Here is a 17159-nt window from a genome sequence, read left to right on the forward strand (position 1 = left end):
AGGTACGCTGCACGATGTGGTGCGCAGGGTCGTGCTGTTCATCATCGCCGGTAGTCTTTCGTGGCCTGCTCACAGTGTAGGTGGCAACTTGGATTACCATAGATGTTTTTACTTACCGTTGTCGGGTCTTGTCCTGACATTGCGAGCGCTATTTGCTAGAGTGAGATCGTGACAAAGAGCAGTTCGTATTCTCCGCTTTGCAAAGAGGAGTATCGAGTGTATGCCAGCAACAACTGAGGTGGCGATTACTGATCAACATGTGGTTATTGATGGATTTCGCTTGCGTGTGTTGACCGCCGGTCAGGGGCCAGCCGTGCTCTTGCTGCACGGCTTCGTCGTGAGTGCTGACGACTGGATTCCGACCATTCGCCTGTTAGCGGTGAGTGGTTTTCAGGCGATTGCGCCCGATGCGTTAGGATTTGGTGCCTCAGATAAGCCAGGCGGTGCCGTGTACACGTTGCGTCGATATGCCGATCTCAATGCAGGGTTACTGCGCTTCTTCGCGGTTGATCAGGCAGCGGTTGTCGGTCATTCAATGGGCGGGAAACATGCGCTGGCAACGACTATCCTCTATCCGCAGCAGGTTTCGCGCTTAGTAATCGCCGATAGCGAAGGCTTCATGCAGCTTCCATTATTTATGCGCAAAGGTGGAGCAATACCATTCCTCGGTGAAGCGCTGGTCGGGTTGTCGGCGCTGCCCTTTGTGGTGCGGATGCAGTTACGAACGGCGTTTGCCAATCCTGATCGCTACATTACCCCTGATCTGATCGCTCGTGGTACCGCTACCCTGGGTAATCCTGAGATTCGGCGCACCATGGTGGCGCTGAGTCGCTATTTTGATGCCAACGATCTGCGCGGGAGCGGTCTTTGGCCGCAACTTGCCGCCATCCGCCAGCCAACGCTTATTGTGTGGGGAGCTGAAGATCGACTCTTTCCGGTACGCTACGCCTACGAAGCGCAACGCGCTCTCCCTCACGCCCGACTGGAGATTATTCCGAATTGCGGTCATTTTCCCATGATCGAAGCGGCAGATCGCTTCCATCAGCTCTTGCTCGAATTTTTGCGCCAGTGATCAGATACCCAGCAACCTGTGATTATCTGACCATGATCAATACTTGCCGCATCTTTACGGGAAAACACAGGACTCGGTCTGTGTTAACCCTCTGTTACATGGCGACAGGCGATGTATTGCCCATACCATTACCCAGGCTATATAGATTGCAGAGACGACAACAATAACAACATACCAGATGATGATCAATACTTGCCGCATCTTTACGGGAAAACACAGGACTCGGCCTGTGTTAACCCTCTGTTACATGGCGACAAGCGATGTATTGCCCATACCATTACCCAGGCTATATAGATTGCAGAGACGACAACAATAACAACATATCAGAAGATCACCACACCCAACCAGTGGTGATGGCACCCTGCACATCCGGCTATTTTGCCAGTCGCGTAGTTGCAAATAACGCCAGTACCAGCGCCCCCAGGCACATCAGTGTGACCCCAACCCAGCCGGCCATCTGCCAGGCGAGGCCGGGGATCACTCCGCCCAGGGTGCCACCAATATAGTAGGCGACCAGGTAGAGCGCACTTGCCGCACCTTTGGCCTGTTGCGCCAATTGATTGACCAATGCCGGTGCAATCGATTGGGCGATGAACATGCCGGTACACAATGTCCACAATCCCAATGCAATGACCGGCAGGTTGGGGATGAGCGTGAGGGCAATCCCGCTCATGGCGATCAGCAGGCCGAGCGCAATCAGACGTTGACGGGGATAGCGTGCTGAGAGGGAGCCTGCCCACGGCGAGACAATCACGCCGGCCAGATAACTGATGTAGGCCAGGGCAACAATTGACGGTGGCAATTGAAAGGGCGGTGCATTCAGGTAGTAGGGTAGATACGTGAATATGCCAAGAAAGCCAAAAAAGAGGGTACCGGCGAGCAGATAAGCATAGCGCAACTGTCTTTCGTAAAGATGGGCGATCATCGCCCGATACGCCTGTTGCCAGCCACCCACCGATGAGGGCCGGTCACGAGGAAGGGTCAGCAACAATGTTATACCGCTCGCCAGCGTGAGTCCGGCAAAGACGACAAAGCTCATCCGCCAGCCCAGACTATCGCTGATCAATCCGCCGAAGACTCGACCACTCAAGCCACCGGCCACATTTGCGGCAATCCAACCGCCGACTGCCCGCCCCAAGGCAGATGGCGGCAGATGATCACCAAGGTACGCTACGGCTACCGCAGTCAAGCCGGGAATACACAGACCCTGAAGCGCCCGCCAGAAGAGCAACAGTTCAAACGATGGCACCAGTGCGCAGAGCAGAGTCGGCAAACCGAGGAGAAGACAACTGCCGGCCATTACCGGTTGACGGCCCAGCCGGTCGCTGAGCGGGCCAACGGCCAGTGAGCCGAGCGCAATCATCAGAACAACAACCGAGACTGTCAAACCCGCCGTCGCTGGCGCGACATTGAAGGTCACCGACAACTGGGGCAGGATCGGTTGGGTGAGATACATGTCCGAGAAGACAATCACACCGGCGCAGTAAAGGGCGATTGTCCAGGTACGGCGAGAGGTGACTACAGCAGTGTTCATGCGCAATTACTCATCATCGTGTCTGGGGTAGCAAAAGCATCAGTTTGCGCTACGTGCGACGGCCTGGGAGAGGTTGTGGGGCGAGAAACTCCTCATTCCTCATCATCATCGCCTACCCACAGAAACCGGTTGAGGTCAATCAGATAGTCATCACTCACCGGCACACCTTCAGCTTCCAGGCGTGCCCGTTGCTCATCGGCGGCGTAGACATTGCTGATACGACCGACCCGATTAATCACTCGCCACCAGGGTACATCGTTGTCGCCGAGCAGCGCATGCAGCGCATACCCGACCATGCGGGCCTGGCCGGGAAATCCAGCCAGGGCAGCAATGCGCCCATAGGTACAGACGCGACCTGGCGGAATGCGTTTCACAACAGTGTAAATGGCTGTATACGACGATTCGTGGCTAACGCTCATCTCAACGCTGCTTCGGCGGTGGCGGGCTGAAGGCGATCATCGGTTTGGCTATTCCGCGATTGCAGGATGGTCTTGATACAATGATCTCATCAACATATGTAGAGGGATGCAACAATATCGGCAATCCCTCTACAATTTCTGACGCTACGGTGGTATCAGACAAGCCAGACAAACTCTTGGTTACGCCAGGCGGCCACCATCAACCGCCAGTGTCGCTCCGGTCACAAACGAAGCCTTATCTGAGCAGAGCCAGACGACCGCATTGGCGACCTCATCAGGCGAGCCGAGCCGACCAATTGGTTCACCCTCGGCAAACTGGGCCAGCAGTTGGGGATTACCCTGAGTAAAGCGGTCAATCATTGCGGTATGAATTGTACCTGGACAGACTGCATTGACACGAATACCGTTACGCGCATACTCAAGGGCTGCCGCTTTGGTGATACCAACGATACCGTGCTTGCTGGCTACATACGCCGAAACGCCACGCGATCCGGCCAGACCGGCGACCGATGAGGTATTCACAATCGCACCGCCACCCTGCTTGAGCATGTGCCGGATTTCGTACTTCATACATAACCAGACCCCTTTGAGGTTGATCTCGATCACCCGATCCCAGACCTCTTCGGGATAATCGGCCAGCATTGCCTGCACGCCTTCAATCCCGGCGTTGTTGTGCGCAAAGTCGATCCGACCGAACGTGTCAACTGCCAGAGCAATTAATCGCTCCACTTCATCGCGTTGCGAAACATCACAACGCACGAACACTGCATCGGTATTCAAAGCCCGACATAGGGCAACCGTCTCTTCCCCGCCCTCGACATTCACATCAGCAACGACAACCTTGGCACCCTCACGGGCAAACGCCAGTGCTGAAGCACGACCAATACCGGCTGCTGCGCCGGTGACCAGCGCAACCTTCCCTATGAAAGGTGGCTCCATGAGTTCCTCCTCTAGCCAGTCTTTGCATGCGGTATCATACCATAAGTATATCGTTTCGCATATGTTCGAGGGAAATTCCATTATGTATCGTGACGACTACATTCTACGAATGATTGCCCAATTTGGAGCAATCATTCGTCATATTCTCGGTCTCTACCGCGAGGGTAAATCGCCACTGGTGCGCATCGCTATCGATAACGCATACCGCGACCGATTAGGAGTAGGCAGTGATCAGATAGCGACGCTGAGTGATCAACAATTACTGGCACTGCTTCGCTTTCATCACCGGAGCGAGGAATGGTGGGTGGAAGGGGCATACCTCGCGGCACTCCTCACAACCGAGTCGCGTCTGTTCGCCGATGATGGTGCGATGGATGAAGCCGCAGGACGTGCACTGCTGGCGTTGCAACTGGTGATTGAGTGCCGACTGGCTGCCCCAGAGGATGTGCCCGATTATATTCCGGATTATGCCGTACTGCTTGATCTGCTGCGTGACTATGTGCTACCGACACCAACCCTGGCGGCGCTCTTCACCCTCTGCGAGCAAAGCGGTGATCTGGCGCGTAGCGAAGACCTTCTCCACGAGCTGATCTCCCGTGATCGGGCCGGCTGGCTGGCAACGGCCCGTGTGTTCTATACCCGCTTGCTCAGCCAGGACGATCAGGTGCTGGATGCCGGTGGATTATCGCGTGAAGAGGTGGTGAACGCTCTGGCAGAACTTGACCGGCCTGGGTGAGGAGTACGCACCCGGTGATGATCTTGCCAGAAGTCGTTCGTCAATCGTGAACAGTCAGGTGAGCGTGGGCAACCCTGCCAATGACACGACGTGCTCCACACACCCTGCTATGATCTACCGCAAGTGCATCATCCCGCCGGTGCGTAGGAAAGGGGCGCACGGCTGTGCGCCCCTATTGGTGCGGTCATATGTCGCATCTGCGCCAGCTTCGAACGTTTCATACACGGGCGCACGGCTGTGCGCCCCTATTGGTGCGGTCATATCCTCAGTTCTTACCTCACATGCAACGACCGTTAACCAACCCATCAGCGACCGTGATTTAAAAAGTTAGCCAGCATCTGTTTTCCACTCTCGGTCATGATCGACTCAGGGTGAAACTGGACACCTTCTACCGGTAATGAGCGATGGCGCAGACCCATAATGATGCCATCATCCGTCCACGCGGTGACCTCTAGTTCAGCCGGCAAATCCTCACGGCGCACGATCAACGAATGGTAACGGGTGGCGCGGAATGGCGAGGGAAGGCCGGCAAACACGCCCTGACCCTGATGGTAGATGGGTGATAATTTACCGTGCATCACCAGTGGTGCCCGCACGACTGCTCCACCGTAGGCAGCGCCGATGGCCTGATGCCCAAGGCAGACGCCGAGAATGGGGATGTGCCTACCTAACCGGCGGATCACATCGACACTGATCCCCGCCTCTGCTGGCGTACAGGGGCCAGGACTGATCACGATCCGGTCAGGAGCGCGGGAAGCGACATCAGCGACGGTTATCTGGTCGTTCCGCACCACCTCAACGTCAGCGCCTAATTCGCAGAGATACTGGTACAGATTGTATGTAAACGAGTCGTAGTTGTCGATTAGGAGAACGCGCATAATCATCACTCCATCGTCTGCGATGCAATTGCCTGTTCACGTTCATCTTGGGTCAGAATAGCCCCTTTCGCCCGTGCCCGAATCAGGGCTTCCACACATGCCGGATCGAACTCCGTACCGGCACCGCGCTGCAAAAGTGCCAGGGCTTCGGCGATGGGCATTGGGGGCCGATATGGTCGATGGCTGGTAATCGCATCGAACACATCGGCAACCGCGACAATGCGGCCAAAGAGTGAAATATCGTCACCCTGCAGACCGTATGGGTAGCCACGGCCATCAAGTCGTTCGTGGTGCTGGGCCAGTGCCGTCCAAGACTCGCGCAGCAGATCGAGTTCGAGCAACCCATTATCGCGGAGAAATTCGATGCCGTAGAGAGGATGCCGGCGCATCTCAGCAAATTCTTCCTCGTCGAGCCGACCCGGCTTCTTAAGAATGTGATCGGGAACGCGGATTTTGCCAACATCATGCAATTTACTGGCGATACGCAATCGGTAGATTTGTTCTCGCGGTAGTCCTAATTCTTGAGCGATGGTAACCGAAAAATCACTGACACGTTGACTATGGCCACGGGTGTACGGATCTTTAAGATCAATTGCGCCGGTAATGGCTGCAATAATCCGGGTAAACAGGCTATCTGTTTCTCGATACAGTTCGGCCAACCGGATCGCCGTTGCCGCCTGTGACGCAAGTGTTTGAAACAGAATAATATCTTCGTTAGAAAATGTTCGACCGTGTCTTGGGTTGAGGGCTTGTGCCCCACCGATAATTATCCCCTCCACTTCACCACGTTCACCACCAAGAATGATCTTGGGCGAGCGCAACGGCACACAGAGAATGGCACGGGTCTGAAATCCGCTCCGTTGATCAAGTTCCTGGTAGAAGCGATGGTCACGATGGACATCATTGACGACAACTGTTTCACCGGTTTCAATCACGTGACCGATGATGCCCTGACCGCGCGGCACACGTAACGACTCTACGCGCTCACTGTTTTCACCACCGGCAATGTGTAAGACCAGATCGTTTCGCTCGTGATCGATCAGCCAGATTGATGCCGCTTCGACCTCAAGCAGTTCGCAGGCGTAACTCATGATCCGGCGCAACAACTCATCACGTTCCAGGGTGGTCGTCAAATGTGAGACGATCTCAACCAGCGCATGCTGGCGGCGTTCGCGCTGTTGTGTTTCTTCTAACAACCGGGTTTTTTCGATTTCAGTCACCAGCCGTGACGTCAGCAAATCGATCAGAAGCAGCTCTTCCTGATCATCGACCGCCTCAAACGAACCGTTGAAGACCTGCACCACGCCCACCGGCTCGCCCCGTAGCAGCAAGGGTACACATAACATTGTGCGCAGATCGAGTGAACCCATTTCGCCAAAGGTTCGATTCCAGCGTGGATCATTCGCGACATCGTTGACGAAAAACGGTTGCCGATGTTGCAAGGCATAACCGGCCAATCCGGTATTGGCCGGCAGGCGGCGACCGAGCAGCGCCTCGCCGGCAGGACTGCCTTTCACGACTTTGAAGATAAGTTCATCGGTTGCGGCATCGTACAGGTAGAGGGTGCCGGCTTCTGATTGCGCGATCTCGATAATGAGATCGAGCAAACGATCAAGGAGATCATCAAGTTGGGTTGTGGCAGCAATCTGATTGGCACGTTGGATAATCTCTAAGTACCGTTTAGGTGCCTGTTCTTGATCGTTCATAACCTGTTCCCCCTCTTGCCCCATAGCTAAGTAAGACCTTGTGTGACCAGTACGTACTACTCCTAGTCCCTGTGGGCCAACGCCTGTACGTAACGCACCAGCTCAGTGGCCTCACCAGCCACAGCCACCGGCATACCTGCTGCCAGGCTGATTTGGGCCGGTGAGTAATCATCGATAGATCGTTCACCTGTGTAGTCGAACATTACCCGTGGCAGTAATGCCCGGTCACAACCAGATGCGCGAAGGGCAGGAATCACATCCTGTGCGGTCAACAACCCACTCACCGTTACCGTTTCACCAAAAAACTGATTGACGACCGGGATAACCCTGACCGTCAGGTTTTCAATCCGATTCAGGCGGCTGGCAATCTGCTCCATGACCGGTGCGATCAGCGTGCCACACACCAGCGCCAGTTGCGTGGAGCGCGCGATACGAGCCGGTAAGCGCCGCCGGGCACGCATCCAGGTATCGAGGAAGTCGCGCACCATCCCGACACCATTGCTGTATTGCGGCATATCGTCATAGATTTCAGCAGGAGGGATCGGTCGTCCGGCCAGCAGGTAGAACTCATCGGAAGCATACACCAGGTGTAAGCCAAATTGCTCATAGCAGCGGCGCTGATACGGCTCGATCATATCGATCACGGCGGCTGCCTCGACTGGCGTATAACAGCGAAGCGGAATATCGGTCACTGCACCGAGCCGTGAGCAGAAACCCATTTCCGGGTTGTGGAGCGGCTGTAGCCCCGATTGAAGAGGGATGGTTGCGGTGGGGTCTTCCCATAGCGGCTGACGTTCCCAGTTGGTATCAATCCACTCTGGTGTCTCGTGAATCTGGATAGCGGCCCGAATCGTCTTTGGCGCTTTGCCCTCAAAGCGAAACTTCGTCAGGCCCACCGGCACCACAGCAATTGACTCGACAATAGGATGGAGGGCGATCAGGTCTTCAATACTCTGCCGCAATACCTCGCCGTCGTTGACCTGGGGACAGGCCACAATCTGGGTGTGAACGCGAATACCAATCTTGCCCAGGCGGCGAATCTGCTCACGAACATCGGGCACATCGCGTTTGCCCAGCATAATCGCCCGCCAGAAGGGATCGGTGGCGTGGACACTAATGTGCAACGGCGAAAGACGCTGACGCTCAATCCGTTCCCAATCGGCTTCGGTCAGATTGGTAAAGGTAACAAAATTCGCGTAAAGGAACGATAGCCGGTAATCGTCATCTTTCAAATAGAGTGTTTTGCGAAAGCCTTTCGGCATCTGGGTGAGAAAACAGAAGGGGCATTTATTATTACAGGTACGCAACCGATCAAAGAGCGGTTCGGTAAATTCAATACCCAGGTCATCGTCGGGGTCTTTATCAATCGTTATTTCGCGTTCATCACCGGCAGCGGTGCGGATCAACAGGGTTACGCGCTCTTCCGCAATCGCAAAGCGATAATCAATCACATCGCGAAGCCGCTGACCATCAATTGCCGCTATGATGTCCCCCGGTTGCAGGCCAATTTGTTCGCCCAGACTCTGCTCTGCGACACGGGCAATAACTCCACCTTCACCGGTGATGCGTTTTATGTCGGGTTGGTATTCCACGCCTGCTCCTAACCGAGAAATAGGTCTACTAAAGCTACACTGATGAAGGTTTTTCGTAGCTTTAGTACGTCTATTGTATCATCATTCAGGGATCGATCCGACACGGTAGCGGGATAACGATTCAAGAAGCTGCTGCATCCATCGTTAAAAACGATGCAATATCCACATGTCACACGGCAGCCGGTATGACGCCTCGTATTACATTGTCATGGATGACGATCACACCCGGCGTTCACGTGACTAGCCGGGTCAACGACCTGACACGTACCAGATCGCGAGCAACGGCTGGCGCGGCAGCATGGCTGCCGCACTCCAAACTTCGCGACATGCGCATGATGAGCGAGCAAGGCAACCAATCCAGCGCATAATGGCACCGGAGATGGTTGTGAGAGCGCAACAGTACAGCGTTTTATGAAATGAGTGATCGTTATGGGTAATGCATAGGCAGTATGCCAGGGGAGTCGGCAGGTTAACACCCTGCCGCAAGTCGTGCCAGCTCCGCTAGGGCTGGCCTCACGGCGGAGAGCGGCACCCCTGGACACGCCTATGCATTACCCACATATCGCGCTGCGTTAGGCCGGGCTGCAAGTGCTCCCCGTAGCGGCTCCCTGTGGCGCAGGCTTCCAGCCTGCGTGGAGGCATCCTCGCCACTGCCGGCAGATGCTGCCTGTAGCCGTTGGTGTAGAGGCACGAACCTGCTACAACAACACTTCTACGCGCAGGGATCGCCTTCATACCTGACCGACGCGATGATCGACACGACCCCATTCAGTCCCCCGTGACCAGGATGGGGAACGGTATGTCACGCGCCGGATCGTGAGCACGGCTGACGCGGCAGCATGGCTGCCGCACTCCAAACTTCGCGACACGCGCATGACGAGCGGGTACAGTAATCCACCCAGCGCGTGTTGACACGACTGGAGCGGCGCACTGCCACTGGGCCAGTCGCTCAAAACAACACCCATAGCGATCATACCCGCTGATACGCACGTGGTTGACACCAGTTATGGGTAATGCATAGGCCCCGCCGGGGCTTACACATCGTGAGCGAGTGCTTCAGCCCCACGACATATCCTATATCCTATCTTCTACATCCTATTTCCTAACCAACCCCCTACACCAACGGCCACTGCCGACGCCGTTCACCGGTTAAGCGGGCCAGCGCATTGGCTACCGCTGCCGCAATCGGCCCCATCGGCGGTTCACCACCCCCAAACGGTTGATCGCCACTGCGCAGAATCTGCACAAACACCTCTGGCGCATCGGCGATGGTCAAGAGCGGATAGCGATCAAAATTACCGGCCTCAATCCGCCCATCGGCAATCGTGATCTGCTCGAACAGTGCTGCACTCAGCCCCATCATGATGCCGCCCTCGGTCTGAGCCGCCAGACCGTCGGGGTTAATGGCAACGCCTGGATCAACTGCAGCCCACACCCGATAGACCCGCAACCGGCCTTCGACCAGACCAACCTCAGCGATGTGGGCAGCTATCGTGCCGGCATCAATACTACAGGCAATCCCCCGCGCCCGGCCAGGTGGTGGCTGATCGTACCAGCCGGCCATTGTAGCAACCGCCTCCAATGCGGCACGGAAGCGATTGCCCATCGCAGTATCGGGCAGGTGCCGCAAGCGAAAATCGAGCGGATCGCTACTGGCAGCTACCGCCAGTTCGTCGATAAAACTTTCGACGGCAAAGACATTCGCCAGTAAACCTAACCCCCGCCAGGGGCCGGTTGGCACTGGCAGTTCGACCGTTTGCGCCTTGACTTCCAGATTAGGAATATCGTAGATAAGCCGGGCGCCACGCCAACCACCAAAATCACTACCGAACAGCCAGCGCAGTGGTGGCGGAAAGAGATCAAACAACACGTTCCCGCTCACATGGTGTTGCACAAGCGCGGCGATCCGGCCTTCGTCCGTGAGGGTGGCCCGAAAGGTTGCGTAGGTCGGTGGACGCAGATACCCGTAGCGAAACTCCTCGGTGCGCGTCCAGCCAACGTGAACAGGACGCCCAACGACTGTCGACAACAATGCCGCTTCGGTAGCGACAGTTGTGGTCACTTTGCGCCCAAATCCGCCTCCCAGATAGGTTGGCGTAACCTCAACCGTCTCCGGTTTACGACCGAGCACCTCGGCTATGGTGTGCGCAACCTGTACCGGTGATTGTGTGCTAACCCAGGCTCGAACCCGATCCGGTTGCACATCGACCAGGGCGGCCTGCGGCTCAAGATTGGCGTGTGCAGCCAGAGGAGTCTGATAGGTCGCCTCAATCACGCCGGCTCCGCGCAGCGCTGCCATAGCATCACCCTGCCGCTGAATCATCGTTCCCGATCCGACCTGCGCTGCGAGCCGGGCCTGAAGCTCTGCCAGATTGAACGGCGGCGGCAGTTCCCAATCCAGTTCCAGATCGTTCAGCGCAGCATACGCCGTCAGCCGCGACTCGGCGACCACACCGGCAAAGCCATCGCGAATCACCACCTCAACCACACCCGGTCGGTTGCGAGCCGTACCCGGTGCTGCCCGCCGCAGCTTTGCCCCCAGACGCGGTGGTCGGGCAACAGCGCCGTAGAGCATCCCCTCAACTCGAACGTCGTAGCCGTACACCGCCTCGCCGCGTATCTTGGCCGGAAGATCGAGTCGGGGCACTGGCTGACCAATGATCTGCCAGCGCTCAGGTGGCGTGAGCGGAGCGGCTTCGGTGGAAGTCTCCCAATTACGAGGTTGGGCGACCAGTTCAGCGAAACTGATCCGGCGTGCCGGCTGATCGGCATCAATCACGAATCCCTGCTCAATTCGGGTTTGAGCCGGTGCGATACCGAGCTGTTCAGCACCGGCGGTGCGCAGCATCTCGCGCAACGTCGCCGCCATCTCGCGGAGTAGCGGAAAGAGCGAGATCACCGAATAGGAAGCACTGGTACCGGCACCATCGGCGACCGGGCCCAACGAACTGCTCTGCACCACCTGCATCTGTTCCCAGCTCACACCCAGCTCCTCAGCCGCAATCTGAGCCAGTGCCGTATGCACGCCCTGCCCCATCTCCACCTTGGGCATCGTCATAGTCACACGGCCATCGGACTGGATCGTGAACCAGAGCTGCGGTTCGCGCGGCATATTCGACGGAATATTGATCACATCAGCGAACATGTCGGCCAACGCCAGCCGTGCCGCCGGTAGACCAAAGATTGCGCCCAGCGCCAACCCACCGCCGGCCAGCCCCATCCCGATCAGAAAACCCCGTCGCGTCATCCGCCAGCGTTTTGGTGATGTATCCTGCTTCATCCCGCACGCTCCTTCATCAGCTCTGCCGCCCGCATCACTGCCCGCCCGATCCGGGCATAGGTGCCACAACGACAGTAGTTATAACGCATCGCAGCAATCATCTCTTCGTGCGTCGGCGTAGGGTTGGTGGCCAGCAATGCGGCTGCGGTCATCATCTGCCCGCTCATACACCAGCCACACTGCGGTACCTGTAGCTCAAGAAATGCCTGTTGTACCGGATGCAAACGCTCACCATCGGCCAATCCCTCGATGGTCGTAATCTGTGCTCCGGCCAGCGTCGCGATCATCGTCTGGCAACTACGAGTGGCCTGACCATTCACATGGACGGTGCATACACCGCAGATACCGGCGCCACAACCAAACTTGGTTCCCGTCAGCCCCAGCTCATCGCGCAACACGTACAACAGCGGACGGGCCGGTTCATCAGCGACCGTGTAACGTTGACCGTTGATCGTCAATTCCATAATCATCCTCTGGTGCGATTGTCGTGCAATACCTGTTCATAGTATACTACCAGTACACGGCAGAGTCGCGGTAAGGGCGTTAGTAACCGATATGCGCTTGCCCACAGACAATGACGTTGGCGGCAGGTGCATACGGTGAATCTGAACGTTGCCCGGCATTTTAACGAATCACCGTCGGGGAAGCACAGGCTTTTCCGTTTATCGTCAAAAGGCGTAATCGATGACAACATCGGTGCAGAAACAACCCATTCTGATAGTTGGTGGCTTTGGCAGCAATCCATCGCTCTACGAGCCACTGCGTGCCCATTTGTCTACCATCAGTGGCCAACCTGTCTTCATCACCCCTATCAACCGCTGGGATTGGGCACAAGTGGTAGTGTTCGATAGCTATGCCGGCTTACTTGAGAAACTTGATCGAGCGGTCAATCAGACCCTGGCCGTCACCGGCAGCAATAAAATGACGCTAGTCGCCCACAGTGCGGGTGGGGTTCTGACCCGCATCTTTCTTGGCAACAAACCGTATCGCCGGCGTGCCTACTCTGGTTATCAGCGCGTCAGCATGCTGGTGACCCTTGGCACACCGCAACGGGCCATTCGTGATGGTCGGATTGGTGGATTGAGTCAGATTCGCTGGGCTGATCAGAACTACCCGGGTGCGTACTGGACAGACGTGCGTTACGTAAGCGTCATTGGACGGAGCATCTTCGGCGATCCCGACGGCCCTCCGCCAGAACGTGGCGCATATCAGAGCTATCGCCTGCTCAGTGGCGAGGGTGCCCAGTGGGGAGACGGCGTCGTACCACTTGATTACGGCCTCTTGCCCGGCTCATTGCACCTGATCATCCCCGGATTACGCCACGACCCACGACCAGATCGCCTCTGGTATGGTTCCAGTCCGGCGATTGTAGCCGTCTGGTGGCAGGCTGCGATTGCATTTGCTGCCGCACCTCCACTCGTGATCAGCTATAATCAAGAAGAGACGCAGGTCAAACCATCTGGTTACGTCACCCAACAGAGCTGACCTGCCACAATCCGCAGATGATCAGCGAACAACCGCCAGCAGTGTGTTGTTCGCACCGCATAAGGGGAACCGGTATGTTTCGCCGTCTATTCGGTCGCGCTCAGGATGCACCGCGCAGCGAAGAAGAAGCTGCGCACGAAGAAGAGCAGGTTGCTGCATCACTGGAAAAATCGCGCAAAGGTATCTTTGGCCGGATCGCGCAGCTCTTCGCTAGTGACGATCCTATCACCGATGAGCTGTGGGACGAACTGGAAGAGGCACTGATCCAGGCCGATGTCGGGCTGGAGACAACCCAGTATCTGGTCAACCGCACCATTGACCGGGTCAACCGTCACGGGGTCAAAAAGGCACGCGAGGCGCGCGAGATGCTCAAAGCCGAAATGGTGCGTACCTTTGCCGAGTACGCCGGTCAACAGCGCCCCAATGCCCGACCCTACGTGATTCTGGTCGTTGGCGTGAACGGTGCCGGCAAAACAACCCTGATCGCGAAGCTGGCCCATCGCTACAAAAACCGTTTCGGCAAGAAGGTCTTGCTGGCAGCAGGAGACACCTTCCGTGCGGCTGCCACCGAACAACTCGAAACCTGGGCCGAGCGAGCCGGTGTGCCGTGTGTCAGCCTCGGCCAGGGCGCCGACGCCGCTGCCGTTGTCTACAAGGCCATTGATGCCGCGCTCGAGCAAGACGTTGACGTGCTGATTATCGACACTGCCGGTCGCCTGCACGCCAAATACAACCTGATGCAAGAACTGGAAAAAATCCGCAACATCATTGGCCGCAAACTACCGGGAGCACCGCACGAGACCATCCTGGTGATCGATGCCACAACCGGCCAGAACGGCGTATTACAGGCGAAGGCATTTCTGAAAGCCGCCGGCGTCACCGATGTCGCCATCACCAAAATGGACGGCACAGCGAAGGGAGGCATTGCCTTCGCGATTGCCCAGGACATCGAACGGCCAATTCGCTACATCGGCACCGGCGAAAAGATGGACGATCTGGCGCTGTTTGATGCCCAAACCTTCGTTGATGCACTTTTTGCCGATTCAAAGTAGTAAGTCAAACAGCACGCAAAGCAATGCGCTAACCGACCCTTCTTACTCACCAAACGAGTAAGCGGGTCGTAGGGATACGTGTGGCGTGTTCAGGTTCAGAGACACAGACCTGTAGGTGATACTATGTCGGTTGAAATCGTCAAATGCCCATCCTGCAAACAAAAACTGGCCATCTTTCCTTACGTTCCAGTTGGCGGACAGGTCGTTTGTGCGAACCGAAACTGTGGTGCCAGCATTCGCCTAATCTCACGGCGGCCACTACGAATAGAGCTGGTTCCCGAAGAAGCCACCTATACCGTGGAGTACCGTCCGGAGTCGTATGGCTGATCACCAGAACAGATCCATCCCAATCCGAAAACGACCGTCTAGCCCTCTCATGCTTTCAGCGCTCATCCAGCGTGCGGGTGCAATTATCGCATTGATCGGACTCACCACCCTGCTCGCCGGATGTCTGCTGATTAGTGGCGAACAAACCACTATCTCACAACAAGCCGGTGCCGCCAACATCCTGACCACCTTCGTCAGCGCAGAAGGGAGCGACGAATACCGGATACCGGCACTCCCGGCCAACACCGAAGTCCAGGCCATCGTCATGGTTGCCGTCGAATCGGGCGACTTAGAAATCGCCCTCATCCAACCCGACGGATCGGTATCATTCGTTCTAGCAGCCCGGCCCGGCTCGCAGGTCACGCGCAGTGGCCCGTTACGCAGCAACGAACAGGGGCAGATACGGTATCGGATCACGGCCCGTAATGCTCGCAATGGTGAGATTCAGATGTTTTTATTGCCGTAGATACACTTCATTGCGCTCATCGCCTGCCCGGTAACTTCCTGCCCTGCCCGGTCCATTGCGAGAGGTATCCAACCGGTGCGACTCAGATTTGGACTATGAGGCATGGCTGTTGATCGGCATTGCGTGTATGATTTCAACAGCACAGACAAAGGCAATACCTTATGCGAAAAAGAGAAAACATGCCGCATAGTTCAACCATTGCCGGGCCATCAGCAGCAGAGTAGTTGCGAAGAATCAGCCATGACTGGTCATCGCCTGATCATCAGTGCACGATTGCCGTGCAACCACACAAAGCATACTATTTTCTCCATCAGCTTGATGGCACTGCTTACTGATAGACGTTGTCGAATTACACGAGTCTCACCCACTTACCCTCAACAACCGCAGCACCTCTCGATAGGCCGGCAATGACGGCTGCGCACCTTCACGGGTGACTGCCAGCGCACCGGCTGCGTTTCCCCAGCGTACAGCCTCCCGTGGCGATTTACCGGCGGCTCTGGTAACACAGAAAGCAGCAACAAATGCATCACCCGCCGCCACCGTATCGACAACCGGTACCTCAAACGCCGGTTCGTGGATGATCTGATCGGCTTCGGCCAGGACCGCGCCGGCTTCGGCCATGGTGACCACAACATTGCGAGCACCACGTTGTTGTAGATAGCTAATCGCGGTACGCAGATCGGCTTCACCTTCGGCAAGGATTTGTAATTCAAGCTGATTGGGAATGAGGAAATCAACCAGCGCCAACAGATCAACCGGTAACGGACGGGCCGGGGCCGGATTTAACACCACCGGAACACCGTGATGATGAGCCAGCCGGGCCGCCGCAATGACGACATCAAGCGGACATTCAAGTTGCATCAACAGCATATCAGCCGTTGCCAGCACCGACTCTGCACGTAACACATCCGCTTCCGTTACCTGCATATTCGCACCCGGCGCGACAACTATCGTATTTTGACCGTGAGAGTCAAGGGTAATCAGCGCAACACCGGTAGGTGCCGTCGGGTCACGCTGGACAAAGGTGGTATCGACGCCGTGCTCTTGGGCTGTCGCCAGCAGGGTATGACCGAACGTATCTACTCCCACCCGCCCGACAAGATGAACACGTGCTCCCAACCGGGCTGCGGCCACCGCCTGATTTGCCCCTTTACCACCCGGAAAGGTTTGAAAATCACTACCAATCACTGTTTCCCCCGGTTGCGGATGGCGTGGTGCGCGTACCACCAGATCCATGTTCAGGCTACCGACAACCACAATGGTAGGAGTCATAGATGTGCTCCCTCAGATTTTCATCAACGAAGGCTCAGGTCAACATCATAGCAAATGTTGCCGGGAATGGTAATGGTGGGGTAGGCAAACAATTCGGCCTATCCTGCCTACACAATACTGACGCGTAGCTATTTCATCTATCCACGTCACAATCACGTGCCCGACTGCTCCCTAGGTGCGCGAGCCGAAAGCTCGCCCATCACCTGCAACAGCCGTCCCTCCCTGCTACCAACGGCGTATCGCAAGGCGACCTGCACCGGTGACTCTCGCCGCCGGCGGGTGAGAGGCGAGTCGCAGCGCGCTACCGGACGCAGCACTACCCTCACCCGCTCACCACACCACATCGGCGCTACCCCTGCCCACAACTGCTCGTGAACCAGTTTGCCCGCCTGCAACGAACC

General features: G+C 56.6%; 14 protein-coding genes. 5 read left to right on the plus strand and 9 right to left on the minus strand.

Annotated elements, in window-relative coordinates; genetic code table 11:
* Window positions 1–220 precede the first annotated feature (220 nt).
* Window positions 221–1072 (plus strand): alpha/beta hydrolase, encoded by an 852-nt coding sequence (locus VAE55_RS12825; RefSeq protein ID WP_322816166.1) that lies wholly within the window; start codon window positions 221–223, stop codon window positions 1070–1072.
* A gap of 373 nt (window positions 1073–1445) precedes the next feature.
* On the opposite strand, the gene VAE55_RS12830 is transcribed toward VAE55_RS12825, so the two are convergent.
* From VAE55_RS12830 to VAE55_RS12840, 3 genes are all read right to left on the minus strand, one after another.
* Window positions 1446–2606, minus strand: coding sequence for an MFS transporter (locus VAE55_RS12830; protein WP_322816167.1), 1161 nt, complete (start codon window positions 2604–2606; stop codon window positions 1446–1448).
* A gap of 92 nt (window positions 2607–2698) precedes the next feature.
* Window positions 2699–3025, minus strand: coding sequence for an MGMT family protein (locus tag VAE55_RS12835; protein ID WP_322816168.1), 327 nt, complete (start codon window positions 3023–3025; stop codon window positions 2699–2701).
* 180 nt (window positions 3026–3205) lie between these two features.
* Window positions 3206–3964, minus strand: a complete 759-nt coding sequence (locus tag VAE55_RS12840; RefSeq protein WP_322816169.1) for an SDR family oxidoreductase — start codon at window positions 3962–3964, stop codon at window positions 3206–3208.
* A gap of 82 nt (window positions 3965–4046) precedes the next feature.
* On the opposite strand from VAE55_RS12840, the gene VAE55_RS12845 reads away from it, so the two are divergent.
* A complete protein-coding gene (locus tag VAE55_RS12845; protein WP_322816170.1) occupies window positions 4047–4700 on the plus strand; it encodes a DUF6483 family protein in 654 nt (217 codons plus the stop codon).
* A 305-nt stretch (window positions 4701–5005) separates the two neighbouring features.
* On the opposite strand, the gene VAE55_RS12850 is transcribed toward VAE55_RS12845, so the two are convergent.
* From VAE55_RS12850 to VAE55_RS12870, 5 genes are all read right to left on the minus strand, one after another.
* A complete protein-coding gene (locus tag VAE55_RS12850) occupies window positions 5006–5578 on the minus strand; it encodes an aminodeoxychorismate/anthranilate synthase component II (protein ID WP_322816171.1) in 573 nt (190 codons plus the stop codon).
* A 5-nt stretch (window positions 5579–5583) separates the two neighbouring features.
* On the minus strand, window positions 5584–7284 hold the full coding sequence (locus VAE55_RS12855) for an HD domain-containing phosphohydrolase (protein ID WP_322816172.1): 1701 nt from the start codon (window positions 7282–7284) through the stop codon (window positions 5584–5586).
* A gap of 62 nt (window positions 7285–7346) precedes the next feature.
* Window positions 7347–8897 (minus strand): DUF512 domain-containing protein, encoded by a 1551-nt coding sequence (locus VAE55_RS12860; RefSeq protein ID WP_322816213.1) that lies wholly within the window; start codon window positions 8895–8897, stop codon window positions 7347–7349.
* A 1093-nt stretch (window positions 8898–9990) separates the two neighbouring features.
* A complete protein-coding gene (locus tag VAE55_RS12865; protein WP_322816173.1) occupies window positions 9991–12156 on the minus strand; it encodes a xanthine dehydrogenase family protein molybdopterin-binding subunit in 2166 nt (721 codons plus the stop codon).
* Window positions 12153–12620, minus strand: a complete 468-nt coding sequence (locus VAE55_RS12870) for a (2Fe-2S)-binding protein (protein WP_322816174.1) — start codon at window positions 12618–12620, stop codon at window positions 12153–12155. The genes VAE55_RS12865 and VAE55_RS12870 overlap by 4 nt, the downstream gene beginning before the upstream one ends.
* Before the next feature lie 220 nt (window positions 12621–12840).
* On the opposite strand from VAE55_RS12870, the gene VAE55_RS12875 reads away from it, so the two are divergent.
* The 3 genes from VAE55_RS12875 (at window position 12841) to VAE55_RS12885 (ending at window position 15486) form a co-directional block, all read left to right on the plus strand.
* Window positions 12841–13641 (plus strand): lipase, encoded by an 801-nt coding sequence (locus VAE55_RS12875; protein ID WP_322816175.1) that lies wholly within the window; start codon window positions 12841–12843, stop codon window positions 13639–13641.
* Between the two features lie 74 nt (window positions 13642–13715).
* Window positions 13716–14693 (plus strand): signal recognition particle-docking protein FtsY, encoded by a 978-nt coding sequence (ftsY, locus tag VAE55_RS12880; RefSeq protein ID WP_322816176.1) that lies wholly within the window; start codon window positions 13716–13718, stop codon window positions 14691–14693.
* A gap of 319 nt (window positions 14694–15012) precedes the next feature.
* Entirely contained in the window at window positions 15013–15486 is a 474-nt protein-coding gene (locus VAE55_RS12885) for a hypothetical protein (RefSeq protein ID WP_322816177.1), read from the plus strand.
* A 360-nt stretch (window positions 15487–15846) separates the two neighbouring features.
* On the opposite strand, the gene rbsK is transcribed toward VAE55_RS12885, so the two are convergent.
* On the minus strand, window positions 15847–16758 hold the full coding sequence (rbsK, locus tag VAE55_RS12890) for a ribokinase (protein ID WP_322816178.1): 912 nt from the start codon (window positions 16756–16758) through the stop codon (window positions 15847–15849).
* Between the last annotated feature and the right edge of the window lie 401 nt (window positions 16759–17159).

Origin of the sequence: Chloroflexus sp. (assembly GCF_034432675.1) — a bacterium.
GTDB lineage: Bacteria > Chloroflexota > Chloroflexia > Chloroflexales > Chloroflexaceae > Chloroflexus.

Coding starts and splice junctions, on each gene's coding strand:
- VAE55_RS12825 (WP_322816166.1), top strand. CDS start 221: ATGCCAGCAACAACTGAGGTGGCGATTACTGATCAACATGTGGTTATT.
- VAE55_RS12830 (WP_322816167.1), bottom strand. CDS start 2,606: ATGAACACTGCTGTAGTCACCTCTCGCCGTACCTGGACAATCGCCCTT.
- VAE55_RS12835 (WP_322816168.1), bottom strand. CDS start 3,025: ATGAGCGTTAGCCACGAATCGTCGTATACAGCCATTTACACTGTTGTG.
- VAE55_RS12840 (WP_322816169.1), bottom strand. CDS start 3,964: ATGGAGCCACCTTTCATAGGGAAGGTTGCGCTGGTCACCGGCGCAGCA.
- VAE55_RS12845 (WP_322816170.1), top strand. CDS start 4,047: ATGTATCGTGACGACTACATTCTACGAATGATTGCCCAATTTGGAGCA.
- VAE55_RS12850 (WP_322816171.1), bottom strand. CDS start 5,578: ATGCGCGTTCTCCTAATCGACAACTACGACTCGTTTACATACAATCTG.
- VAE55_RS12855 (WP_322816172.1), bottom strand. CDS start 7,284: ATGAACGATCAAGAACAGGCACCTAAACGGTACTTAGAGATTATCCAA.
- VAE55_RS12865 (WP_322816173.1), bottom strand. CDS start 12,156: ATGAAGCAGGATACATCACCAAAACGCTGGCGGATGACGCGACGGGGT.
- VAE55_RS12870 (WP_322816174.1), bottom strand. CDS start 12,620: ATGGAATTGACGATCAACGGTCAACGTTACACGGTCGCTGATGAACCG.
- VAE55_RS12875 (WP_322816175.1), top strand. CDS start 12,841: ATGACAACATCGGTGCAGAAACAACCCATTCTGATAGTTGGTGGCTTT.
- ftsY (WP_322816176.1), top strand. CDS start 13,716: ATGTTTCGCCGTCTATTCGGTCGCGCTCAGGATGCACCGCGCAGCGAA.
- VAE55_RS12885 (WP_322816177.1), top strand. CDS start 15,013: ATGGCTGATCACCAGAACAGATCCATCCCAATCCGAAAACGACCGTCT.
- rbsK (WP_322816178.1), bottom strand. CDS start 16,758: ATGACTCCTACCATTGTGGTTGTCGGTAGCCTGAACATGGATCTGGTG.